Here is a 23252-nt window from a genome sequence, read left to right on the forward strand (position 1 = left end):
ATGCATCAGCGCGCTGTTCTCGCAGGCGGATGTTTTTGGGGCATGCAGGATCTGATCCGCAAGCAGCCCGGCATCGTGTCGACCCGCGTCGGATACACCGGTGGCGACGTCCCGAACGCCACCTATCGCAATCACGGTACTCACGCTGAAGGGATCGAGATCATTTTCGACCCGGCAGCGACAAGTTACCGTAACATCCTGGAATACTTCTTCCAGATCCACGACCCGACGACGAAAGATCGGCAAGGCAACGATCGCGGCCTCTCCTATCGATCCGGCATCTACTATGTGGACGATGAGCAGAAACGGGTCGCCGAGGAGACGATCGCCGACGTCGACGCCTCCGGACTGTGGGACGGCAAAGTCGTCACCGAAGTCGAGCCTGTCGGCGATTTCTGGGAAGCGGAGCCGGAGCACCAAGACTATCTCGAGAAGCGCCCGGGCGGTTACACGTGCCATTTCCCGCGCGCGAATTGGGTGCTCCCCAAGCGTCAAGACGCTGATGCTACCCAGCCTACCACCGGAGCGGCAGCAGAATAGCTGCAGCGCCTATCGCGACATAGCGCTCTGCATCGCAAGCAATGGGACCGCATCGGCGAACGATGCGGTCCTCGTACGGCCCCTCAAGCGGTCATGCCGCTTGCCGGCCATCGATTTGGTAGGATTGCCCCAGCATGCCAGACCTTTCGTCATATCCGATCACCAAGCGCTGGCCTGCCTCCAATCCCGATCTCCTGCAGTTCTATGCAGCGCCCACGCCCAACGGCGTCAAGGTCTCCATCATGCTCGAGGAGACCGGCCTGCCATACGAGCCCCACTTTATCGACATCAGCACAAACGAGGCCAAAGACCCCGCTTTCGTGTCGCTGAACCCAAACGGGCGGATCCCTGCGATCATCGATCCGTCAGGCCCCGATGGTGAGCCGCTCGGCGTTTGGGAGTCCGGTGCGATCCTCGTTTACCTCGCCGAGAAGACGGGCCGATTGATTCCACCGGGACAAGCCAGGCGTTATGAGGTGCTGAGTTGGGTATTCTTCCAGATGTCGGCGATCGGCCCGATGTTCGGTCAGCTGGGCTTCTTTCTGCGTTGGGGCGGAAAGGACTACGAGGACAAGCGGCCTCAGCAACGGTTCGCCGACGAGTCCAAGCGCCTGCTGGGGATCTTGGATCGCCAGCTGGATGGGCGCGAGTGGATCGTCGACGACTATTCCATCGCCGACATCGCGACGCTCGGCTGGGTCAATGCCCTGGTCAGCACCTATGACGCCGGCGACCTGTTGCGCATCGCCGAACACCGGAACGTCCGGGGTTGGTTGGATCGCGGCCTCGCTCGACCAGCCGTGCAGCGGGGCCTGGTCATCCCTGCGAGGCCCGCATGAGCGTCATCGCCGCTTACTATTACAACGAGGGTCGCCGCATCCGCGAAGTCGCTATCGACGAGCGGGTTGAGCTCGACAAGAACCGATCTGGCTTCTGCTGGATTGGGCTCAGCGAGCCTTCGGAAAGCGAACTCAGGGCGCTTCAGTCGACCTACAATCTGCATCCATTGGCGATTGATAACGCGATGCATCCGATGTGCCCGCCGAAGCTCGAAGTCTATAACGGCGAGCTTTACGTCGTCGCTCAGACGGCCGAGCTGGTTGGGGACCGCATACGCTACGGCAAGACCGCGATCTTCACTGGTCACAACCATCTGATCACCGTGCGTCACGGCAACGCCGGAGCGCTTGGCAATCTTCGCGAGCAGCTTGAGGGTTCGCCTGCTCAGTTTGGTAAGGGTGTCGACTACGTCCTGCATGCCATCCTTCACCGCATCGTCGATCAGTATCTGCCGATCTTCGAAATGATCGAGGACGACGTGCTCGCGATGGAGAGGCGATCGCTCGACGACTTCCTGGGGCGGGCGGAGGTCGCGCGCATCTTCGGCTTGCGATGCGAATTGACGCGTTTCCAGCGAACCCTTGGCGCTATGGCGGAACTGGTGCGCAAGCTCGTTCGCGGACATTTCCCGTGCATCAGCGCTGAGGTGCGGCCGTACTTCAACGATGTCGCCGACCATGTCGATCGGGTCCAGTCCATGGTCGATGGCCTCCTCCAGGTGCTGTCCACGGTCTTCGAATTCAGCAGCCTTCTTGAGGCGCAGAGGACAGGCGTCATCACGCGCCAGCTCGCTGCCTGGGCGGCGATCCTCGCGGTCCCTACGGCCATCGCGGGCATATATGGAATGAACTTCAGGAACATGCCGGAGCTGGACACAGCTTACGGCTATTTCGTCGTGCTCGGCCTAATGCTGACGTTCTGTCTTTTCCTGTTCGTCCGCTTCAAGCGAGCCAAGTGGCTATGATGGTGCTCCGCATCTTCAGTGCTGGTCGGTCGCGGAGCCAAAGCGCGCCTTCGGTCGGCGCGCAACCCCTACAATCCGAACTCGAGGTGCATTGATGACAACTCAAGTGAGAGACGTTCTGGACGCCGTACAGTCCTTCGTGGCTAAGGGCTATGACCGAGAGTACCGTGTGAAGGACGGCGCTCTTGTCGATCTCGAACTCGGATCGACCCTCGACGCGTGCAGCATTCGTGTCGATGCCGCATTACGCCTTGAGAGCGGCGATGGAGCCGAAGACGCTTCGAACATCTACGCCATCACAGATCCGGCGACCGAGCATAAAGGTCTGCTTATCGATGCCTTCGATGTGTTCGACGAGATATGTCACCGTGACCTGTCCGAACGGCTTCTTGAGCATCGTGAAACAGCTCCGGCCGGTGACGCCGACGTGCCGAGCAAGCATGGGCTGCGCAAAGTCTACAAAAGCGAGTTTGATCGCGACCCTGAGCGTTACGTTTTGCGGGAAGGCTTCCCTGACTTTCCGGCATGCCCGTTCGGGGGAGCCTTCAGCATCCTCGGCTTCGATACAGCAGAACAATCATACGTCTGGCTCGTGACGAGCATTATTCGGGATCCCCGGCTGATCAGGATTCCCTACCAGGGCGAAGACGTTATTACCGACGAATGATGTCGGCGGAGCGCGGGAAAACCCAGACCCCAACGATGGATGGGATGCCCCTTAAGGTCAAAAATAACGAGGCAGAGATGGACTGGAACAAGGACCATATTCGCGAGACAATGCTGTCGCTTGAAACCGCGGCGCTGCAAAGCGCTCGCAAGAAGTATCTGGATTACGTCTCCACCGCGCGCCTCGATCGCAGCGAGCCGATCGAGAACGACGAGCAGGCGCAAGCCGAGGTGGCGAGCGACTTTGCTGAGGCGCTCGATGACACTCTCGATGACTATGTTGATAAGCTCGACAAACTCCGGACAATCGATTTTGGACCAAAGTCAGAAGTCTCGGAAGGCGCCGTCGTCAAGCTGTCCGGTAAGCACTTCGTCATTTCGGTCTCGACTGGCAGGTTCATTTGTCATGGGCAGGAACTGATGGGCATCTCGACGATGGCCCCGATCTACGAGGCGATCGAAGGCGCGCGAGCCGGGGAAACGGTGCAGTTCAATGGCCGCGATTTGACCGTGGAGGCTGTTGCGTAGGCGGGACCCGCGGTCCTCGGATCGTGAGTGCGGGCCATCGACGTTCGCAGCCTTACTGGACGACCTCCGGCCTCCCCATTGCCGCTTCTCTCAGATGATCGGCACTTACGAGCTAAGCCACCCCAGACCTGCGTAGGCGAGCATTCCCAATACCATCGCCACGATGACCTGGTTCGTGGCGATCGCTGCACCCAGCGCGACACCGGCCGCGATCCAGGTTGGAGGTGGCTGACCGATCAACGACGACGCGACCAAGCTGACCACGATCAGCCCAGGCAACTCGTCCAGAACCCAAGCCTGCCTGGAAACCCTAATTCGTTCACCGGCAATCAATCCGGCGACCCGGATCGCAAACGCAGCCACAACGAGCAAACTGACAACAACCCAGTGCGAAGCGCTCATCGGGCTGCCGCCTCGATCCTGCGCTTCAAGAAGGTCACCACCAAGCCGAAGAATGCGCCGACGATGATCCCGTAAGCTTTGGGCATGCCGAGCGAGATGACGGCCATGGTCGCTGCCGCGCCATGGTCCATGGCAGAACTTGGGAACGTCCCCGCCACAGACCTCGCGCCATCGCAATGAAGGCCGCCGTGAACGCGAAGCTCAGGCCAAAGCGTCCGAGATCGGGCAGCGCGGCGCCAAGCAAGGCCCCGAGCGTCGTGGAGGCTGTCCACATGGAGATGTTCACCAGCCCTGAGCCTATGAGGAATGGTGCTCCGACATCGGGGGACTTCGCCCGCTCGGACATCGTCAAAGCCCAGTTCTCGTCGCCAGTAATGTGGATGGCGAAGAGCTTCTTCCTCAGCGACAAGCCGGCCAACACCTCGGATAAAGAGGCGATGATGCCGACATAGCGCAGGTTGAGCGACGCACCGGCCAGAACCGCGCCCAACACGACACCTGTGGAAGCGAACTGCTCAACCGCGATGATTTGCGAAGAGCCCGCATGGGTAGAGGCGCTCATGATCGCGACGCCCCACCACGGGAAACCTACCTGTACGGCCAGGAAACCAAAGGCCAAGCCGTACACGCTGGCCCCCAAGGCCAACGGGAGGATGGCGATCGCCCCCGTTTAGCCTCGTATGCGTTTCTCGCGGCTAGAGCGTTCACGCTCTCATCCATGACACGTTCCGCCTTGTTCTCAGCCAGGCTCCTCTAACAGCCGACTGGCAATCCTTCGGTCGTCGGCATAGGCGTCTCAGCGGCGCTGATCCGCCGTGGTTCGTATCATCGCGTCGAGCGACCCGGTGATCATCGCCGTGCTCGGGCAGCGTGTTGCTCTCGTCTTGACCGAGCGGTCTGAGTGCCTGCGGACACCGGCCAAGACCGCCAGGGCAGTCAGCAGTGCCGCTGCGTAGAGGAACAGGCCGCCAGGGCCGAGGAGGTCCATCACCAGGCCTCCGATGAGCGGCCCGGCGGCGGTTCCGATCCCGTTGAGTAGGAGAAGTCCGCGAGCGGTCCCCAGCAGCCGACCCGCAGGAAGGTCGTCATTCGCAACGGCAAGGCATAGCGAATAGATGGGAATACCGAAGCCGCCGAACAGCGCGCCCGCCGCAAGTAGCACAGGCAGAGGCGCCTCCGCAGCCAGCGCTACGCCGATCGCAGCCGCCGCGGAAGCCAGGGCGGCGCCGGCAATGACGAGTGTCCGCGACACGCGGTCCGATAGCCATCCCAATGGCCACTGCAGCACGAGCGTTCCACCAAGGACCGCAGCCATGAACGCAGAAATGCCGCCCACATCGAGGCCAATCCTCTGCGCAAAATTGGGGCCTAGTCCCCAGAAGCCGCCGATGGCCAGGCCGGCTAGGAAAACGCCGACCGACGGAAGGGGCGAAATTGCAACGAGATCGCGAAAGGCGACGGGCTCCTGTTGAACCTCGGCCGGGGATGACTGGGCAGTAGCGTGACGGGGACGACGGCCGCAGATATCAGCAGCGAGACGAACAGGAATAGCGTCACGTCTGTAGGCGGCGCGATGTTGAGCAGCGCTTGACCAAGGGCCCATGAACCCATCGAAACAACGCCGAAGATCGACAAAAGCTGACCGCGCGTGGATTGAATCGCGTGCGCGTTGAGCCAACTCTCAGTCGCTAGGATCATGCCTGCATAGGCGAAGCCGGTCACAAGGCGAAGCGGCATCCATACGTTTGCCTCCACGAATGCGACATGAAGAAGAGCCGTCATTGAAGCCATCGCGGCGAAGCCAGCGAAAGTCCTCACATGGCCCACGGACACGATCATCTTGGGCAGCGTGAGAGCGCCAATGGTGAAGCCCGCAAAGTATAGGGACATCATCGCGCTGATCGTTTGAGCTGAAAAGCCTTCCTCCCCAGCCCTCACGATCAGGAGCGTACCCAGTAGACCATTGCCCAAGAGCAACGTGGCGACGCTCAACAATAGCGCTGCGACCGGCGCCAAAACGAGCCCCCGCGCGCAGGCCGCCTTCACGCTGTTCATCGCCTGACTCATTTCCGAGCCTGGCGCGGAGGCTGATACGCCGCAGAACTGATGAACTGATCAAAGGCTTCGCACCAGATGACAACGGCGCTGTAGTCGCGAACGTCGATGTCGGCGGGCACCTCCATAATGAAGCCGTTGAACGTCCTCACATCGCCGACCCGGGCCGACGCGTCCTTGATCGCGAGGAACGCTTCCTCGGTCTCGACGAAGTGCGGGGCGAGATAAAGCTTGTAGTCCGGCCCGGGAGAGAGACGGCCGATGTGTGCGATCCGGTGAGGCAGGATCTGCACTTCGCCTTCACCCCAGTGCAGCAGGTCGCTGCCGGCTAGATCACGAGAAAGCTTTCCCGAATAGAGCGCCTCAGGCGTCGAACTCCTCAACGCAGCTTCAGTGGGCGACGCCGGCGCGGTGAGGATAGGCAGCGTGTAGATGCCGGCAGCAAAGCCTGTGATGCCAACGACGAAGTGGGTGCAGGCTAGAATAAGCCACCGTGGCATGTTTCACGAGCTCTCCAAATTTGCCACCAAACGATCCGCGTCCAGGTGGAAATCCGAAAAGACGATGCGACCGTCGGCATTGATGACCGTGAACCACGGCGTTCCCCGTGTCCGGTAATCCTCCATGAACGTTGGAAACGCAGCACCAGGCGGCGGTTCGTCGTGCCCGAAGGCGACGGGGAGACGGTACTCCACCTGATTGATGCGCAACTTGTCGAATGTATTTTCGTGCGCTCCTTCGAAGACCGTCTGGATCACTGCGAATCCGACGCCTCTGGACTCCAGCGCACCATGCAATTTCTGCAGTGTGGGAAACCCATGCAGATGGCAGCCCCTGCACCAGTGCTGAAACGCGAAAAGGATCTTCGGCCCTACGCCAAGATCCGATAGCTTGATCGGCGTCTGGAGGTCGCTTCCATCCACGGCGATCCACCGATGAATGCGAAGCTCTGGCGCTTGACGATCGGCCGCGCTCATCCCTCTCTCCGAACACGAAGCATGTGCCCGACGTGCAGCGAAAACTCGCGAGCGCAGGGGAACTGCTATACTTCACCGCCCCACGGCCCGAGCGTCAAATAGTCGATAAGACCAAAATCTTGTCTCGACTATACCCGACGAGGCCACGAGTTTACGTGGATGACTATGAATTCCAACGCCGGTCTTTTCCAATAGCGGCGTGACATAGTTTCTATGTCCTAGGCGGGAGCAAATTTAGCGTCCGTTCGACCCTTGCGGCGCCAGAAGCTGCACGTTGGAGGCCACAGGCAGCGCGCGCTTATGCGCGGTGGCTCGGTACGCTCTTTGGATCGTCTCGACCGCCGCCTGGGCCACACCCCTTCCTTCGAGGTAATCGTCTATCTCATCATAGGTCACGCCGTAGGCGTCTTCGTCGGGGTGTAACGGCATCGCGTCATCCAAATCTGCCGTGGGAACCTTACTGATCAGTTCCGCCGGGGCGCCCAGATGAGACGCGATCGCGCGAACGCGCCGCTTATTGAGACCGGCGAGAGGGAGAACATCGGCCGCGCCATCGCCGAACTTTGTGAAGAAACCCATCACCGCTTCGGCTGCATGGTCCGTGCCAATCACAAGGCCGCCCAGGGTCCCCGCGAGAGCAAACTGGGCGACCATCCGTTGGCGTGCCTTGATGTTCCCGAGCACCGTACTGCGCAGGCCGGGGTCGGCGGACTCGTAATTGGAGCCTGTCATCTCGCTCCACAGCGCGTCGGTCGCGGGCTTTATATTGATCACCGCAACGCGGTCGGGCCTGATGGCTGACAAGGCAAGCTGAGCATCGCGCTCGTCCATCTGTTCGCCATAGGGCAGCCGCACCGCTACAAACTCGCATTCGTACCCGATCTGACGCAGATCCTTCACGGCCGATTGCGCGATTAGGCCCGCCGTCAGGGAATCGACGCCGCCGCTGATTCCAAGCACATACGCTCGCTGCCCCGACGACCTCAGATAGTCGCGGAGGAAGGCGGCGCGTTCTGCCGCCTCGCGTCGGGCATCGAACGACGCCGAAACGCCGAGCGCTGCGATAATCTCGTCTTGGATGGGAATGACGACCTCCTGGGCACGCCGCAGTCGCATGCTGGCGACCTCACCTCGCGAAGCTTCTCTGTCCCACGAGCCATAACGCTCACGCAACACCGATTCAAAGCTATCGAAACTATAGCGACAGGGCATTGGGAAAGCAGTCTGATATAAAGCTATAGTCGAGGCGGGATTATCGCGAGTCATAGTGATGAATTGCGTGTCTCTACTGATTTAACACCCGGTTGTCTGAACATCAGCTTTGCGATCCGCTCGATATCTTTCCTTTGCGAGGGTCATCTACGCATTAGCCTGAGATGAAGTCGGTCGGTCTGTCGTGACGAGCAAGGGGGTTCGGCATGGTCACCAGAGGTTTCACCGGCCGCGGTTCAGGCGGCGACCACGAGGGCCGTATTCCGCCAGGTCAACATCTCGTGGAGAACTTTCCCGTTCTTACCGCTGGGCCAACGCCTCGTATCGAGACGTCCGACTGGAAGTTCACGGTCAAGATCGGTCCGAGACCCGTGAAGGTCTGGAGTTGGAGTGAATTCAACGCCCTTCCAAAGACCAAAGTGACCAAAGACATTCACTGCGTCACGTCCTGGTCCAAGCTCGACACGAAGTGGGAAGGCGTGCTGATCGAGGACATCCTCGCTGACGCTGAAGTTAAACAGCCAACAGACTTCGTTCTCGCGCACTGCTACGATGGCTATTCGACGAATGTTCCGCTCGCGGACATGTTGTCCGGCAAAGCTATGGTCGCGCTGAGCTACGCGGGCCAGCCGCTTCCCCGCGACCATGGCGGACCGGCGCGCCTTCTTGTTCCGCATCTCTACTTCTGGAAGTCCGCCAAGTGGGTGAATGCGCTGCAGTTCACCACTCGCGACGAGGCCGGGTTCTGGGAGTTGCGCGGTTATCACATCTACGGTGATCCGTGGCGCGAGCAACGGTACACCCATGACTGAGTTCGATGCGCAACCCGCGTCGTGGCAGTCAGGCGTGATCGACGAAATCGTCCAACAGACACCGAGTATCAAGAGCTTTTTCCTGCGATTGCAGGAACCATTCGTCCATACAGCAGGCCAGCACGTCGACGTCCGGCTGACCGCCCCAGACGGCTATCAGGCGATGCGCAGTTATTCGATCGCATCGTCGGCGGGCTCTTCACCGATCCTGGAACTCGCCATCGAGCGCCTGCCGAATGGCGAAGTTTCGCCATTCTTCCACGACGTCGCCGCAGCCGGCGACGAGATCGAACTCAGGGGACCGCTTGGAGGCCACTTTCTTTGGCCCGAGCCTACCGACAAGCCGGTGCTGCTGATCGGCGCAGGTTCAGGCGTGGTGCCGCTGATGGCGATGATCCGGCAGCGTCGGGCATCGGCACAGGCCGTTCCAGTCGCTCTGCTCTTGTCGGCGCGAACCGCTGAGGACGTGCTCTTCTCCAGCGAACTCCACTCAATCGAGATGAGCGATCCCACGTTCATCTTGACGCTCGCGATTACGCGAGAAGCGCCAAAGCGCGCCTCGGACTATGGCCGACGGATCGACGATGGGATGGTCCAGGCGACAATCGCACGTCTCGGTCGCGACCCGGGCCACGTGTTCGTTTGCGGGTCGAACGGTTTCGTCAACATCGCGACGGACGGCGCATTGTCGGCAGGGCTGGGCGTCTCGATCATCAAGACCGAGCGCTACGGTGGGTAGGGGCGGCCAGATGATCGCATCCCATCACGCGGGAGCGCCCAGCTCAAGCTCTGTCCGGGAAAGGCTTCGCCCATGACCATCATGGCCCGTCAATTTCACCTTAAAAGTCGTCCCGAAGGGCTACCGCAGGCCAACAACTTCGAACTCGTCGAGCAGGATCTCCCCGCGCCAGAGCGAGGACAACTGCTCGTCGCCAACCGGTGGCTCTCCGTTGACCCTTACATGCGCGGCCGCATGACCGGTCGAGAAAGCTATATGCCGCCCTTCCAAGTTGGCGAGCCTCTGGATGGCGCCGCGATCGGCGTCATAGTCGAAAGCAAGGATGAACGGTTCAGCCCTGGCGAGGTCGTGAGCCACTTTGCCGGCTGGCGCGACCGCGCGATCATCGACGCCGCATCCGCTACTAGGATCGATACGACGATTCCAGAGCAGGCGTATCTGGGCCCGCTCGGTTTCCCAGGCTTCGCCGCCTACATCGGCATGCTCCAGATCGGAAAGCCGCGAGCTGGCGAAACTGTGTTCGTGTCAGCAGCAGCGGGTTCTGTCGGATCGCTCGCTGTCCAAATCGCAAAGATCAAGGAATGCCGAGTCGTTGCGTCCGCGGGCGGCGAGGACAAATTGCGTTGGCTGCGCGAGGAAGCAGGCGCTGATGCCACGATAAACTACAAGAATACGGACGACATGGTCGCAGCACTTCGCGAAGCTGCGCCTAAGGGTGTCGACATCTATTTCGACAACGTCGGTGGCACGCACCTGGAAGCGGCGCTTGAGGCGGCCAATGACTTCGCACGCTTCGCTCTGTGCGGAATGATCGAGCAATACAACAGCGAGCCGGTCGGTCCCCGCAATATCTATGCGGTTATTGAGAAGAGCCTCCTGCTGCAAGGCTTCGTCACCATCCACAACATGTCGGTTTGGGAGGATTTCCAGCGCGACGTCACCCGGTGGATCGCCGATGGGAAGGTCAAATGGCAGGAGACGGTTGTTCACGGCCTCGAGAGAACCCCGTCGGCGTTCCTCGATCTCTTCGCCGGAAAAAACATCGGAAAGATGGTTATCGACCTCAGGGATGGGGAGACGCCCTGACGGGCGGCGCCTGCCGTCAGCGGACCGCACCACGCCACCTCGTCTAATTAGAATCTTTTGCTTTGGGAGATCACCGTGAGCCGCTTCGCTGAACCAGTTTTCATAGCCGCAGGCTTGCGGACACCATTCGGCCGTGGCGGAGGAGCGCTGGCAAATTATGACGCGGCCTCATTGTCAGTGCCAGTCGTCCAAGAAATGGCGAAGCTTGCGGAGCCCGATCTGACGATCTGGGGAACCGTCATCCCGAACCTGGGCTGGAGCAATATCGCTCGCGAAATCTGGCTGGACGCGAAGCTCAACCCCAACGTTCCAGCATTCTCCGTAGTCCTAGCGTGCTCGACCAGCATGACCGCGAGCTTCGCCGCAGCCGGGATGCTCGGCGGCGGGCTCAACCTGATACTGGTCGGCGGGTCTGAGGTCATGAGCCGACCATCGCTCGCTCTCACCGCTGAGGCATCTAAACGACTCACCGATCTCTTCGCGCAGGATCCGGCCGCAGCACTTGCCGCCCTGGGGGCGTTGACCCCTCAAGACTATGTGCTCCCCACGAAGGGCTGGGCCAACCGCCTTACGGGCAGGACGATGGGCGATCACATGGAGGAGACCGCCAAGGCGTGGCGCATCTCGCGTGAGGCTCAGGATGACTGGGCTCTAAAAAGCCACCAGCGCGCCGTCGCCGGCTGGAACGGCGGCTTCTTCGATGACCTCGTGATCTCGTTGCCGGAGCTTTCCCGCGATGCGAACCCGCGCGCGGACACATCCGCCGAACGTCTATCCGGTTTGAAGCCCGCCTTCGATCGTGAGAGCGGAATGGGTAGCCTGACAGCCGGCAACAGCTCCCCCATCACGGATGGGGCGGCCGGCTGTTGGGTGTCCAACGAGGAGGGTCTGAAGAGGCTGCCCGATGGCACGCCCTATGCGCGGATAATCGACTACGAAGTCTCGGCGGTCGACCTGCGCACGGAGGGGCTGCTGATGGCGCCGTCATATGCCGTTCCACGACTTCTCGCGCGCCATCACCTTGGCTTCGCCGACATCGCACTTTGGGAAATCCACGAGGCCTTCGCGGCACAGGTGCTGGCCAACGTCGCGGCCATCACCGATCCGAACTGGGTCCGAGAGAAGGCCCGTGTTTCGGCTGAGATGGGCAACTTCGATTGGGATCGCGTCAATCCGAACGGCGGCTCGGTAGCCATCGGACATCCCTTCGGCGCGACCGGCGCGCGTGATCTCAGCCAAGCTGTGAAAGAGCTGTGGGCCATGCCGGTCGGATCTCGAGGGATCGTCAGCATCTGCGCCGATGGTGGTCAAGGCACTGTCGCCCTCCTCGAACGCATCTGATCGGAGGACAAAAAAATGAAGGCGATCCGCTTCCATGAGTTCGGCGCTCCCGATGTTCTTCGCTATGAGGACGCGCTGACACCTGTGATAAAGCCGGGAGAGGTGCTCGTCCGTGTACAAGCGGCAGGCCTCAACCCGCCCGACTGGTATCTCCGCGAGGGATACAAGGCTCTGCCGCCCGAGTGGCGGCCGTCGGTGACATTCCCCGCCATACCGGGCTCGGATGTGTCCGGGATCGTCGAGAAGGTCGCCGACGATGTGACCGCGTTCTCGCCGGGCGATGAAGTTTTCGGAATGATCCGCTTTCCCAGCTTCGGCGAGAGCCTGGGATACGCCGAGTATGTTTCCGCGCCTGCTTCCGACCTTGCGGCCAAGCCCCGACACCTGGACCACATTCATGCAGCCGCCGTTCCCATGTCGGGGCTGACCGCTTGGCAGTTCCTGATCGAGCTAGGCCATAACGAGCAGAACCCGCTGCAGTCCGAGCGCCACAGCCCGGTCCCGTTGGCTGGGAAGAGCGTTATGATCAACGGCGCTGCAGGGGGTGTCGGTCATCTGGCATTGCAGTTGGCAAAGCACGAAGGCGCGCGTGTCATCGCTGTCGCTTCAACCCGGCACGAAGCGTTCCTCCGCGAACTGGGTGCCGACGAGTTCATCGACTACACGAAGACCAAACCCGAAGACGATGTGCGAGACATCGATCTTGTCGTCGATGCCGTCGGCGGTCCGACCTCCGGCCGCTTCCTTCGGACCATACGTCGGGGCGGAGCGCTGTTCCCGATTTTTCCCCTTGGCTTTGCCGGACATGATGAAGCTGCCGACCGGGGAGTGACCGTTTCGGCGACGCAGGTGCGTTCCAGTGGCGACCAGTTGGCCCAGCTAGCTCGCTTGCTCGACAGCGGCGCGGTTCGCGTCGCCGTCGACAGCACATACCCCCTTTCCGAAGCGGCCGCCGCTCACGAACGCGCAGAGGCAGGCCATATCCAGGGCAAGATCGTCCTCGCCGTCGGTAACCCCATCGCCGATCAGAGCGGCCAAGCGGGCGTGCCGTCATCGCAGTGGCCGCCCCGCATGAGGGGGCACTGACATGACGCGGGAAACGCCGATGATCGGCCACGCTCGACCTTCGAGGCATCATCCAGGAGAACTGCGGTGAGCCTGAGCGCTGACAGAACCGATTTCGGGGCGGCACAGCGGGTGCGGGCGCTTGCAGACCTCATGGTGCTCGACACACCGGATGAGCAAGCCTTCGACGATCTCGTTTTTGTCGCCGCAAAGGCCTGTGACGTTCCCATCGCGCTCATCACCCTGCTGGATACTGACCGGCAATGGTTCAAAGCCAAGTACGGGCTTGAGGTATGCGAGACGGAGATCGAACACTCGGTCTGTCGGATCGAGATCGATCAGGGCGATCTTCTCGAGATCGTCGATCTCACAAATGATGCGCGGACCAAGCGCAATCCGCTCGTCACAGGCGCCCGGCACTTTCGCGCCTACGCTGGCGCACCGCTCGTCCTGCGATCCGGAGCGATCGTAGGTCGCCTGTGCGTCATCGATACCGTTCCGCGGCCTGAAGGGCTCAGCGAGATGGAAAAGGCGATGCTGCAGGCGCTCGCCCGTCTCGCCAGCGAAAATCTCGAACTCCGCCGGATCGCAACGGCGAGCGAGCGCCTCACAGCCTTGCAGACCGCCCTGGTCGAAATCGGCGAAACCATTCGGAGCAGCCACGATACCGCAGGGATGGCTTCGGCGACCGCCGCCATCGTCGGCCGAGCGCTCTCCGCAGACCGAGCCGGGTTCGGATCCGTCAACGAGGACGTCGATACGATTGACGTCGAAACCGATTGGACGGCGCCGGGGGCCGTGAGCATTGCCGGGCGCCACCGTCTCGACGAGTATGGGAGCTTGCGCGAGCCGCTCGTCGTTGGCGACCCGCTCGTCGTTTGGGACGCCCTGACCGACGATCGCACTCTGCACAATCTCGAGAGCGCAATGCGGGTCGGCGTTCGGTCGTTGGTCGATATGCCGGTTCGAGATCGTGGCAAAACCATCGCCGTCTTCTTCGTTCATTCGGCGCATCCCCGACCTTGGCCCGCAGAGGAAATCTCGTTCCTGCGAAGTGCGGCGGACCGGCTTGAGGCAGGCGTCGCGAGGCATCGTACCGAGCAGCAGCAACTCATAGTGAACGGCGAAATTGCTCACCGCCTGAAGAACATGCTCACCATGGTTCAGGCCATCGCCAGCCAAACGCTGCGAAGCGTCACCGATCGCGAAGCGGTCTACGCCTTCGAGCGTCGGCTGATGGCTCTGAGCGCGGCGCACGACGCCTTGCTTCAAAAGAGTTGGACACAAGCTGATCTACAAGCTGTCGCAGCGACAGTGATCGACGCGATCGGGTTCTCAGATCGGGTCGACATGAGTGGGCCGGCGGTGGCGCTGGGGCCACGAGCGGCGCTCTCGTTCTCCCTCATCGTCCACGAGTTACTGACCAACGCCTGCAAATACGGCGCGCTGACCAGTGACGATGGCCACGTCTCGCTGTCGTGGGAAGTCGAGGTCGGCCTGGACGACGACCTTCTCCGCGTGAAATGGCGAGAACGGGGTGGGCCTCCGGTTGTGCCGCCAACTCGCCGAGGCTTTGGATCGAAGCTGATCAACATCGGCCTGGTCGGCACCGGGGGCGTCGATGTTCGCTACGAGCCCGCCGGGTTAACGGCCGATCTGCACGCCTCCATGCGTCACCTGGTTCAAGGTTGATGGGAGTATGGGTGGAATGGTGAAACCCGTGGTGCTCGTCGTCGAAGACGAACCACTTCTCCGTCTGTTTGCGACGGACATGATCGAGGAGGCAGGTTTCGAAGTCTTGCAGGCGCCGAATGCATCCGCCGCGCTTATGACCTTGGAGGAACGACTGGATGTGCGCGTCGTGTTCACGGACGTGAACATGCCCGGCGGGATCGATGGCATCATGCTCGCCATTTGCATCCGCCGGCGGTGGCCGACCATCCAGATCATCATCACGTCCGGGAGGCCTTGGCCGGTCGAGGCCGTCGTTCCAGCGGACGTTGTGTTCTTCGCCAAGCCATACCGGCAAGACCGGGTTTTGGACACGGTCCGGAAGATGGCGGCGTGATGGCCAGCGCCTCAAACAACTCGGACGCCAGAGCGGTGAGGTCCACGAGTGCACCTTCGAAATCGAGCTTCTCTACCCGGGGGCGCAAGCCTTTGCCTTCACCTTCGGATGACCCCCGCGAATCCGGCCGGCCCGTCATCCCTCAACGATTGGAGACACAACATGAAGCCTGAGGTTCTCATCTACACCACGAGTTGGTGCCCGTTCTGCCGCCGCGCGAAGGCGCTCCTTCAAGAGAAGGGCGTGGCATTCACCGAGCTTGATATCGAAGCCGATCCTGCACACCGGAAGGCGATGATCGAGTCGTCGGGGCGAAGCACCGTGCCGCAGATCTTCATCAACGAGACGCATGTCGGCGGCTCCGACGATCTCGCTGCGCTCGATGCAGATGGCTCGCTCGACAAGCTGCTTGCCGGACAAACTCCGGCAAACTGATTTGTCCCGCCAGATAGGGCCACTGGTCGATGCAAGTGGCTGAAAATTAAAAGAGGAGTCCGGTTTGGTCTCAGCAGTTTGGAACGATGCCACCCTCGCGGTCAGCGACGAGACTATGGTCGTGGATGGAAACCATTATTTCCCGCCTCAATCGGTTGACCGGCAGTATCTGGCACCGAGCGAGCACACGTCTGTCTGTCCCGTGAAGGGGACGGCGCAATACTTTCATCTCCAGGTCGGCGACCGGCGCAATGCAAACGCCGCCTGGACCTACGCCGACCCTTCTCCGGCGGCGCACTCCATCAAGGATCACATCGCCTTCTGGAAAGGCGTCAACGTCGCTTAGCCGTCAGCCCGCCATTAGACTTCAGAAAGGAACCGCCGATGTCGAAAGTTTTGGACGGCAAAGTCGCTATCATCACGGGTGGCTCTCGGGGCCTTGGCGCCGTGCTGGCGGCGACGCTCGCCGATCAGGGAGCCGATATTGCTATCACCTACGCTGCTTCGGCCGATAAAGCCGAGTCCGTCGCCGAGGTGGTGAGGGCCAAAGGCGTTCGCGCTCTCGCGATCCGATGCGATCAAGCGGATACGTCCGCCGCCCAGCCCATGGTCGAGCAGGTCGTAGCTGAACTCGGCAAGCTCGACATCTTGATCAACAACGCCGCAATCGCCGTCCAAGGAAAATTGGTCGACGATCCGACGCTCGATTCCGCTGCGTTCGACAGGCAGTGGATGGTAAATGTGCTTGGGACCGTGGCGATCACGCGTGCGGCGGCGCAGAAAATCTCTGACGGTGGCCGCATTGTCTTCATCGGTTCCGGCCTGGGCACCCGAGCGATCGTGCCGGGAATTGCCGACTACGCAGGAACCAAGGCAGCAATCGCAGGATATGCCCGCGGGGTGCAACGTGATCTTGGCCCACGCAACATTACCGTCAACGTCGTCCAACCTGGCATCATGCCGACCGACATGACCGGGGAAGTCGCTGAGAATTTTCCGCAGGCCGTCATCGATATGCATCCCATCCGTCGGATCGCCACGATTGAAGAAGTGGCGGGCGCCGTCAGTTACCTCGTTAGTCCCGCTGCAAGCTACACAGCTGGCGCGGTGATAGATGTGTCAGGGGGCGTCCTGGTCTGAATCGATGCGCGACGGGCGTGTCACGCGGATAACTGAAGGACGATCGCTTCCGCGCCTCAGCGCTCCGTTGAATTCCGGGCAGCAGATCGGCTGATCCTGCAGGGCCCATTATTCTCGAAGCCACAGCGGATAATGCTTCCGCATTTCAGGAGTTCAGAGTGCCGAATGCAGAGCTGACCCAAGAGCGCATCGCCGTCGCCACCGACTATTTCCGGAAAATCGACAGTGGCGATCCCACCATTCTCGACATTCTGACTGACGATGTCGTGACGTACTTCCCGAAGTTCGGAGTTGGATATGGCAAAGCCGAATTCATGGAAGTCGCCAAGGGTCTGTTGGGGTCGCTTCAGCGGATCGAGCACGATTTCGATCGCATGACCTTCCACGTAGCCCGCGACCACGTGATCGTGGAAGGCTTTGAAGGTGGCGTTATGGCTGACGGCACGGCGTGGCCGGTTGAAGGCCGATCCGAAGGCCGTTTCGCCAACGTATTCGAGTTCGACGGCGCGCTTATCAAGCGTGTTTTCATCTACGTAGACCCGGACTTCGCTAGCGCTAATGACGCGGGGTTTCTTTGGGGCCGCAACGTCAGACTGACGCGATGACTCCAATCGCATGGCGCGGCACTCACGTTCGCAGGGCGAAGGCCGATTGGCGGTGATGCAGAATGGACCATCCAGAATTCGATACGGCTTTCGAGCGTCTGCCTGAGGGGTATAGCGAAGGCGCTTACGAAGGCAGGCGTTTCGGCGTGACGGTTCGTCGGTCGGAGGATGGACGGAGGAACAGCCTTTTTGCTCGAGAACTAGCCGGGAACGACATCGTCAGCTTCAATCTGTATCGCGTTGCTTCGGGCAGTGCGTCGCTGAAGCCGTGCGAGATGTCCTCGGAGAAGGTTATCGCTTTCGTATTGGGCTATCAGCCGAATGCCTGATGAGCATGTGGGGTTCGCTGCCTTCCCATGTTCCCGTGCCGCTCCAAGCGCCCTTCTGGTCGCCAGAACTATCGAAACTATAGACACAAGCCATTGGACTTCGATCTGAGGTAAATTCATCCTCTATACCTCAGCGTGCCAGAGAATCGGCGCTGATCTTTTGCGCAAGCCATCATCGAGGAAGTTCACGCGATGACAAACTCCAGTGCTGCAACCGTGCCTTCACCATCTGACCTCGACGAGAACGCGACCATGACGGTTGCCGACGCGCTGAAGATAATATTGGCGAACAGCTATGCGGTCTACCTCAAGACAAAGAACTTTCACTGGCATGTCTCGGGCCCGTACTTCAGGGACTACCATCTCCTTCTCGATGAGCAAGCTGCGGAAATCCTCGCAGCGACCGATGCGATGGCGGAGCGCGCCCGGAAGACCGGAAATACGACCATACGATCGATCGGCGATATCGCCCGCCACCAGACGATCAAGGACAACGACGCTGAGTTCGTCACGCCGCAGGACATGCTGGCGGAGCTGCGCGCCGATAATCTTCACATGGTCGAGTCGCTGCGCCGCGCAAAGGAAGTCGCCGACGAGGCGAAGGACAACGCGACCTCCGGCCTGATCGATACCTGGACCGACGAAGCGGAACGCCGAGCGTGGTTCCTTTTCGAAGTCAGCCGATAGGTCTGCTGCTCAACGGATCGGATCGTTTCATGGCGCCTAACGATGTGCAGACCCAGTTCCTTCAGACAGAGGGCGGTAGGATAGCCTTCGACGATACGGGTGGAACCGGACCTCTCGTCGTAGGCATCCCAGGAATGGGAGACCTGCGCTCCGAGTATCGGCTCATCAAGCCCATGCTGCAGCATGCGGGATGCCGAGTGGTGACGATGGACGTCCGCGGATTCGGCCAATCGTCGCCGGAGTGGTCGGATTACTCCGCGCGAGCGGTCGGCCGTGACGCCGTCGCCATCCTCCGACAGTTGGCTGACGGGCCAGCCGTGATCATGGGCAACTCGTTCGCAGCCGGCTCCGCGCTTTGGGCTGCCAAGGAAGCTCCTAGTCACGTCAACGGGGTGGTGCTGCTCGGTCCGATCGTTCGCGATCTTCCCCTCACGACGATCCAGAAACTTGTCCTTGGGCTCGGATTCGCGGGGCCATGGCGAACCTGGTTCTGGACCACTTACTGGAGCAGCCTATTCCCGACGAAACCGGCGCCGGATCATGCTGAGGTAAAAGCGGCGATTGCTGCAAACCTCAGGGAGCCAAAGCGCATGCAGGCTCTCTTGACGATGCTCTCATTGTCGAAGTCCGACACCGCAGCGATCTTGGACGAGATCTCTGTGCCGAGCCTCATCGTCATGGGCACAAAGGATCCCGACTTCACGGACCCTGTCGAAGAAGCCCGGAGCTTGGCTTCGAGGCTCCATGCCGAAACCATGATTGTCGAGGGCGCTGGACACTACCCTCATGTCGAAATGGCGAACGATGTCGGACAGCGGATCATCGCGTTCGTCCGCCAGCTCGATAAGTCTGGCCCGGCCGTTGTGCCTTTGCGCAGGAGTTAAGTATGGCAAAGGTTGGCTTTGGAGGAGGTTGCCACTGGTGCACCGAGGGCGTTTTCCAAGCGTTGCGTGGCGTCACGCAGGTCGAGCAGGGTTTCCTACAATCGGCCGCCCCGGCGAACACCTGGGCTGAGGGGGTGGTCGTGACGTTCGAACCCTCCGTTATCGGGCTGGGGACACTGTCCGAGGTGCACCTGCGCACACACTCCGCTACACGTGCCCGCTCGGTTGAAAACAAATACCGAAGCGCGATCTATATCTTCGACGAGAGTCAGCGGGTCGAAGCCGAAGAGGCGATACGCGGACTCGCTGAGGAGGCCGGCAAGCCGGTCCACACCCTCATCCTGCCGTTCGTGGGCTTCAAGGCTTCGGACGAGAGATACCAGAACTATTATCGCACCGACCCAAACAGACCCTTTTGTCGTCGATACATCGATCCCAAGCTCGACTTCATCCGCAAGCATTTTTCGGAGAACGCGCTTCCCGAGTAGCCACGGCTGTATCGGCATCTGTCAGAACGACCGAACTGCCAACAACTTCGAGCGAAAGATCGATGGTACCTTTTCTGAGAAGCCGCCGTCCGCGCTGCTTCCTATTTTTTTTAAAACGATGGCCAGCAGGATTCACGGACGCATCTAAAGACGTGAACGCTTGAACACTGGGATGGATCGGGATCGATCCTCGTCCAAGGTTTTCAGCCATCTCTGGCGAGGCACGACCCGCTCTAACCTCGTTTCCAAGCCGTCGAGGAAGGGGTGCCACACGCTATGAGTCTCTGCCAGGAAGATTGCGGTTCCACGGCGATGGCTGATCGTGAGGCAACGCGTCTCGTCGTAGTGCTGCTGCCCATAGAAAGCGGCGACCGTAGTAACGTCCTGCCAACCGAAGGCCACTCGATCGACGCCGTCGAAGGAAACCAGCTTGTCGCCATCGACGGCTAGCAGGCCAGCAAACACGCTTCGATAAAACGGCTCGCATTGCGGGAGGACATCACTCAGGGCTGCAATAATCGCTGCTTCGGCACCGGTTCGATCCTGAAGGCGATCTCCAGATCGTCGCCGTCCTTGGTGAGAAAGAAAAGCGACAGGCCATCTTCATAGGGAAGAAATGTGTATGTGCGGTAGCGCCATTGTTGCCCCTGGCGATGGAGGCGTCCGTCATGATCACGGAAGTCGCGTTCGACGCGATAATGACGTCCGGGATGCAAATGCCCATACGCCTTCCCGAGAGTGTTCCTACTGAACCATCTTACGATCACCGCCACTCCGATGGGCCTAACGCCGAGGCGATCTCGTTACGGTCGGTTTAAGAGGGCACGGTCAGTGCCGCGCAACTCGACTGGGCGCCAATCGCCGGCACGCTCACATACCGCAACAGTGTCATCTTATTGAGTGCTCGGCGAGCGCTTGTAGCGCCATCCCCAAAGAGAGGGGTGGCGCACCCATCAGGATTCGAACCTGAGACCTCTACCTTCGGAGGGTAGCGCTCTATCCAGCTGAGCTATGGGTGCCTGTTGCTTACGCAGTGCTTACGCGGAAAACCTGTAGGGTGGAAGCCTCAACGGTAACTCCCGCAAACCTTTGTAAACAAACTCCTTTTCTACGTCTCTCACAAACCAGCAGCCCTTGACTTCAGCCTTCGGAGGGCAGCGCTCTATCCAGCTGAGCTACGGGTGCTTATCCCAGAAGTGCTCCGGGTGTGGCCACTGGGTCGCCTAGTGCGGGTTCTTACAGGATGGCATCGGCGGCTTCAACAGGTGAAATCGAGGCGAAGACCGGCAACAGGCTCTCAAGATCGGACGCGGGCCGATCACATTCAACATAAGCTATCGGCGTCGTAGGTCCATTGCAGGCCAGTTTGGCTGGCGAAGATAGATCGCAGAGCTGCGTATGAATGTCGGAAGCCCTGCAGCGACATTGCTGGAACTCCAGCTTATCGCACGCGCGGAAATGGACTCGAGTGCCGGAGTTCTGCGCCTCGGTGCGGAGGTGGCGACTGCGTTTAGCCTTTCACAGGCTGTATCCGACAGAGATTGAAAAGCCTTGGCGCAGCAACTGGCGGAGAGGATGGGATTCGAACCCACGAGGCCCTTTTGGAGCCTACTCCCTTAGCAGGGGAGCGCCTTCGACCACTCGGCCACCTCTCCGTCGCCCGCTGGATAAAGAAAACGCGCCGCACAATCAACAAGCGCGTCGCCCGCATATGAAAAAGCTGAGAGCCTCGGCTCCTTCTAAAGCGGCGCTTTCCAGACATCAGGGGATCAGCATCCGCGACCCCATGTTAGGAATCGCTGATTGCCCGCGATTCTCCGCTCGGTACCGACCGATTCTGCGCTCGACCAGCCCCATAAAGGCCCTCGGGGCGGCCTGGCGGTTAAGAGTTCCTTACCAGGGGCATCGAAATCGTGTCATTTGTGCAACAGCGATTTTGGATAGCACTCACACAAGCCCCTCCTGACCGGGAACGCAGTTGAACGCGACGGCGCGATGCGTATTGTCATGCTCGAAGAAGGGGCGTGAAGTCGCGTCTTTTTCGAGAATTGGGGATGGGGCAGGGAACGCTGTCCTTCAGCAAAAAATACCCAGACCCGCTTTTTAACTTTTGACTGGAGGTCAGAAAATGAACATCAAGAGCCTTCTTCTCGGCTCCGCAGTGCTGCTGTCGCTGCAACCGGCGCTCGCGCAGCTGATGCGATCGTCATCGCCGAGCCGGAGCCGATGGAATACGTTCGCATCTGCGACGTGTACGGCGCTGGTTTCTTCTACATCCCGGGCACCGAGACCTGCCTGCGCATCGGTGGCTACATGCGCTACGAGATGCACTACGACGATGCCGACTGGGTTGACGGCAACGGCGACCTGCATGACTACCGCTTCGGCAAGTTCGCTCGCTTCCAGCTCAATGTTGATGCGCGCAACGAGACCGAGTGGGGCACGCTCCGTTCGTATGTTGAGGCTCGCTTCAACTGGAACTCGACCGGCGGTCTGGTTGGCGGTTCCGGCGGCACCGTCCTGAACCAGGGCTTCATCGAGCTGCAGCAGGCCAACGGCACCATCCGTCTCGGTAAGAGCGATACGCCGTATGCTCGCTTCCTCGGCTACGGTTCGCCGTTCGGCCCGTTCGATGGCTCCTACGGCTTCAACAACTCGGGCGAGCTGTCCTACCAGTACAATGGCGCCAACGGCTTCTCGGCAATCATCGCTGCTGTTGAGCGTGGTTCTGGTGAGTTCGAGCCGGCTGTCGAAGGCGGCGTGAAGCTGACCCAGGGCTGGGGCGACATCGGCGCCATGGTCGGCTACGACACCGTTGTGGAAGAGTGGGGCGCGAAGCTCGTTGGCAATGCCAAGTTCGGCATGTTCGACGTCGGTGCACACCTCTTCTACGCAAGCGGCCCGGGCTCCATCTACACCATCGGTGGTTCGGAATTCTCGGTCCTGGCATACGCCAAGGCTAACGTGAGCCAGACCCTGGCGATCGCTGCTGCTGTCCAGTACTTCGACGACGAGTACCTGGCCTCCAACGACACCTGGCAGGTCACCGGTGGTCTCGACTGGCGTCCGGTTTCGGGTCTCCGCATCCGTCCGGAAGTCCAGTACACCACGACCGACACCATTGTGGGTGACGTCGACAACTGGCGTGCGGCTATCCGCTTCGACCGTACCTTCTAATCAGCTTACGAGTTGATTTGAGAAAGACCCGGCAGGCAACTGCCGGGTCTTTTCGTATTTCGGGATGGCTTGAACGGTTTTAGGCGCTCATGGCCATGGCCAGATGGACTTGTGTGCTGTCGTGCAGATGCAGGCTAGGAAAGTCGGGTCGGGCGCAGCGGAGCAGCTTTCGTCAGACGGCGGCGGCCTTCAGCCCAAGACCAACGGACCGT

Annotated in this window: 31 protein-coding genes, 2 tRNA genes and 1 pseudogene; 24 read left to right on the forward strand and 10 right to left on the reverse strand. The window is 60.5% G+C overall.

From position 1 onward, the window contains the following. The 5 genes from msrA (at position 1) to HK436_RS12850 (ending at position 3538) form a co-directional block, all read left to right on the forward strand. Complete coding sequence (msrA, locus tag HK436_RS12830) at positions 1–540, forward strand: peptide-methionine (S)-S-oxide reductase MsrA (protein ID WP_024350803.1); 540 nt, start codon at positions 1–3, stop codon at positions 538–540. Between the two features lie 134 nt (positions 541–674). Continuing rightward, positions 675–1379, forward strand: a complete 705-nt coding sequence (locus HK436_RS12835) for a glutathione S-transferase N-terminal domain-containing protein (RefSeq protein WP_024350802.1) — start codon at positions 675–677, stop codon at positions 1377–1379. Beyond that, positions 1376–2344: a magnesium and cobalt transport protein CorA gene (locus HK436_RS12840; protein ID WP_024350801.1), complete on the forward strand. Its 969-nt coding sequence runs from the start codon at positions 1376–1378 to the stop codon at positions 2342–2344. Before HK436_RS12835 ends, HK436_RS12840 begins: the two co-directional genes overlap by 4 nt. A 169-nt stretch (positions 2345–2513) precedes the next feature. Beyond that, positions 2514–3011: a hypothetical protein gene (locus HK436_RS12845; protein WP_231729029.1), complete on the forward strand. Its 498-nt coding sequence runs from the start codon at positions 2514–2516 to the stop codon at positions 3009–3011. After that, complete coding sequence (locus HK436_RS12850) at positions 3008–3538, forward strand: hypothetical protein (protein WP_244648934.1); 531 nt, start codon at positions 3008–3010, stop codon at positions 3536–3538. The genes HK436_RS12845 and HK436_RS12850 overlap by 4 nt, the downstream gene beginning before the upstream one ends. Before the next feature lie 105 nt (positions 3539–3643). Here HK436_RS12850 and HK436_RS12855 read toward each other — a convergent pair whose 3' ends face one another. From HK436_RS12855 to nadE, 7 genes are all read right to left on the reverse strand, one after another. Then, positions 3644–3940 carry an AzlD domain-containing protein gene (locus HK436_RS12855; RefSeq protein WP_024350798.1) on the reverse strand — a complete coding sequence of 99 codons (297 nt, stop codon included), beginning with the start codon at positions 3938–3940 and terminating at the stop codon, positions 3644–3646. A gap of 34 nt (positions 3941–3974) precedes the next feature. After that, the gene (locus HK436_RS12860; protein WP_312860592.1) at positions 3975–4586 is read right to left on the reverse strand and encodes an AzlC family ABC transporter permease; all 612 of its coding nucleotides are present in this window, start codon (positions 4584–4586) and stop codon (positions 3975–3977) included. Between the two features lie 150 nt (positions 4587–4736). Further along, positions 4737–5375 carry an MFS transporter gene (locus HK436_RS31385; RefSeq protein WP_312860673.1) on the reverse strand — a complete coding sequence of 213 codons (639 nt, stop codon included), beginning with the start codon at positions 5373–5375 and terminating at the stop codon, positions 4737–4739. Further along, positions 5342–5995 carry an MFS transporter gene (locus tag HK436_RS31390; RefSeq protein ID WP_244649338.1) on the reverse strand — a complete coding sequence of 218 codons (654 nt, stop codon included), beginning with the start codon at positions 5993–5995 and terminating at the stop codon, positions 5342–5344. The genes HK436_RS31385 and HK436_RS31390 overlap by 34 nt, the downstream gene beginning before the upstream one ends. 8 nt (positions 5996–6003) lie before the next feature. Further along, a complete protein-coding gene (locus tag HK436_RS12870; protein WP_024350795.1) occupies positions 6004–6495 on the reverse strand; it encodes a DM13 domain-containing protein in 492 nt (163 codons plus the stop codon). A 3-nt stretch (positions 6496–6498) separates the two neighbouring features. Beyond that, positions 6499–6972 (reverse strand): peroxiredoxin family protein, encoded by a 474-nt coding sequence (locus HK436_RS31395; protein WP_024350794.1) that lies wholly within the window; start codon positions 6970–6972, stop codon positions 6499–6501. A gap of 234 nt (positions 6973–7206) precedes the next feature. Next, entirely contained in the window at positions 7207–8088 is an 882-nt protein-coding gene (gene nadE, locus HK436_RS12880) for an NAD(+) synthase (protein ID WP_051141593.1), read from the reverse strand. Positions 8089–8390: 302 nt separating this feature from the next. On the opposite strand from nadE, the gene HK436_RS12885 reads away from it, so the two are divergent. The 18 genes and pseudogenes from HK436_RS12885 (at position 8391) to HK436_RS12965 (ending at position 20313) form a co-directional block, all read left to right on the forward strand. Further along, positions 8391–8996 (forward strand): sulfite oxidase-like oxidoreductase, encoded by a 606-nt coding sequence (locus HK436_RS12885; RefSeq protein WP_024350792.1) that lies wholly within the window; start codon positions 8391–8393, stop codon positions 8994–8996. Beyond that, entirely contained in the window at positions 8989–9735 is a 747-nt protein-coding gene (locus tag HK436_RS12890; RefSeq protein ID WP_024350791.1) for a ferredoxin reductase, read from the forward strand. Before HK436_RS12885 ends, HK436_RS12890 begins: the two co-directional genes overlap by 8 nt. Positions 9736–9807: 72 nt before the next feature. Beyond that, positions 9808–10821, forward strand: coding sequence for an NADP-dependent oxidoreductase (locus HK436_RS12895; RefSeq protein WP_024350790.1), 1014 nt, complete (start codon positions 9808–9810; stop codon positions 10819–10821). A gap of 75 nt (positions 10822–10896) precedes the next feature. Next, positions 10897–12162 (forward strand): thiolase family protein, encoded by a 1266-nt coding sequence (locus tag HK436_RS12900; RefSeq protein WP_024350789.1) that lies wholly within the window; start codon positions 10897–10899, stop codon positions 12160–12162. 15 nt (positions 12163–12177) lie between these two features. After that, a complete protein-coding gene (locus HK436_RS12905) occupies positions 12178–13248 on the forward strand; it encodes an NADP-dependent oxidoreductase (protein WP_024350788.1) in 1071 nt (356 codons plus the stop codon). Positions 13249–13380: 132 nt separating this feature from the next. Next, positions 13381–13731: pseudogene (locus HK436_RS33565) on the forward strand (GAF domain-containing protein); the annotation flags it as partial. Positions 13732–13761: 30 nt separating this feature from the next. Then, positions 13762–14919 (forward strand): sensor histidine kinase, encoded by a 1158-nt coding sequence (locus HK436_RS12910; protein ID WP_244648937.1) that lies wholly within the window; start codon positions 13762–13764, stop codon positions 14917–14919. A gap of 16 nt (positions 14920–14935) precedes the next feature. Continuing rightward, positions 14936–15295, forward strand: coding sequence for a response regulator (locus HK436_RS12915; protein WP_035449975.1), 360 nt, complete (start codon positions 14936–14938; stop codon positions 15293–15295). After that, complete coding sequence (locus HK436_RS33570) at positions 15228–15407, forward strand: hypothetical protein (RefSeq protein ID WP_081651911.1); 180 nt, start codon at positions 15228–15230, stop codon at positions 15405–15407. Before HK436_RS12915 ends, HK436_RS33570 begins: the two co-directional genes overlap by 68 nt. Positions 15408–15457: 50 nt before the next feature. Next, the gene (gene grxC / locus HK436_RS12925) at positions 15458–15730 is read left to right on the forward strand and encodes a glutaredoxin 3 (protein ID WP_024350786.1); all 273 of its coding nucleotides are present in this window, start codon (positions 15458–15460) and stop codon (positions 15728–15730) included. Between the two features lie 64 nt (positions 15731–15794). Beyond that, positions 15795–16076 (forward strand): DUF427 domain-containing protein, encoded by a 282-nt coding sequence (locus tag HK436_RS12930; protein WP_024350785.1) that lies wholly within the window; start codon positions 15795–15797, stop codon positions 16074–16076. Positions 16077–16114: 38 nt separating this feature from the next. Beyond that, a complete protein-coding gene (locus HK436_RS12935) occupies positions 16115–16870 on the forward strand; it encodes an SDR family NAD(P)-dependent oxidoreductase (protein WP_024350784.1) in 756 nt (251 codons plus the stop codon). 158 nt (positions 16871–17028) lie between these two features. Beyond that, positions 17029–17475 carry a nuclear transport factor 2 family protein gene (locus HK436_RS12940; RefSeq protein WP_201767728.1) on the forward strand — a complete coding sequence of 149 codons (447 nt, stop codon included), beginning with the start codon at positions 17029–17031 and terminating at the stop codon, positions 17473–17475. Positions 17476–17537: 62 nt separating this feature from the next. Next, positions 17538–17804: a hypothetical protein gene (locus HK436_RS12945; protein WP_024588016.1), complete on the forward strand. Its 267-nt coding sequence runs from the start codon at positions 17538–17540 to the stop codon at positions 17802–17804. A gap of 192 nt (positions 17805–17996) precedes the next feature. Beyond that, entirely contained in the window at positions 17997–18491 is a 495-nt protein-coding gene (locus tag HK436_RS12950) for a Dps family protein (protein ID WP_024350782.1), read from the forward strand. Between the two features lie 29 nt (positions 18492–18520). Next, entirely contained in the window at positions 18521–19375 is an 855-nt protein-coding gene (locus HK436_RS12955; RefSeq protein WP_024350781.1) for an alpha/beta fold hydrolase, read from the forward strand. Positions 19376–19377: 2 nt separating this feature from the next. Next, positions 19378–19863 (forward strand): peptide-methionine (S)-S-oxide reductase, encoded by a 486-nt coding sequence (locus tag HK436_RS12960; protein ID WP_024350780.1) that lies wholly within the window; start codon positions 19378–19380, stop codon positions 19861–19863. A 312-nt stretch (positions 19864–20175) separates the two neighbouring features. After that, positions 20176–20313: a hypothetical protein gene (locus HK436_RS12965; RefSeq protein WP_173190380.1), complete on the forward strand. Its 138-nt coding sequence runs from the start codon at positions 20176–20178 to the stop codon at positions 20311–20313. A gap of 53 nt (positions 20314–20366) precedes the next feature. On the opposite strand, the gene HK436_RS12970 is transcribed toward HK436_RS12965, so the two are convergent. The 3 genes from HK436_RS12970 to HK436_RS12980 all read right to left on the reverse strand — a co-directional run bounded on the left by HK436_RS12970 (position 20367) and on the right by HK436_RS12980 (position 21518). Further along, on the reverse strand, positions 20367–20636 hold the full coding sequence (locus HK436_RS12970; RefSeq protein ID WP_173190381.1) for a DUF3601 domain-containing protein: 270 nt from the start codon (positions 20634–20636) through the stop codon (positions 20367–20369). Positions 20637–20805: 169 nt separating this feature from the next. Then, positions 20806–20882, reverse strand: a tRNA-Arg gene (locus HK436_RS12975). Positions 20883–21427: 545 nt separating this feature from the next. Next, a tRNA-Ser gene (locus HK436_RS12980) sits at positions 21428–21518 on the reverse strand. A 571-nt stretch (positions 21519–22089) separates the two neighbouring features. On the opposite strand from HK436_RS12980, the gene HK436_RS12985 reads away from it, so the two are divergent. Continuing rightward, positions 22090–23040 (forward strand): porin, encoded by a 951-nt coding sequence (locus tag HK436_RS12985; protein ID WP_173190383.1) that lies wholly within the window; start codon positions 22090–22092, stop codon positions 23038–23040. Positions 23041–23252 lie beyond the last annotated feature (212 nt).

It is taken from the genome of Neoaquamicrobium sediminum, from assembly GCF_013240295.1.
Taxonomy (GTDB): domain Bacteria; phylum Pseudomonadota; class Alphaproteobacteria; order Rhizobiales; family Rhizobiaceae; genus Aerobium; species Aerobium sediminum.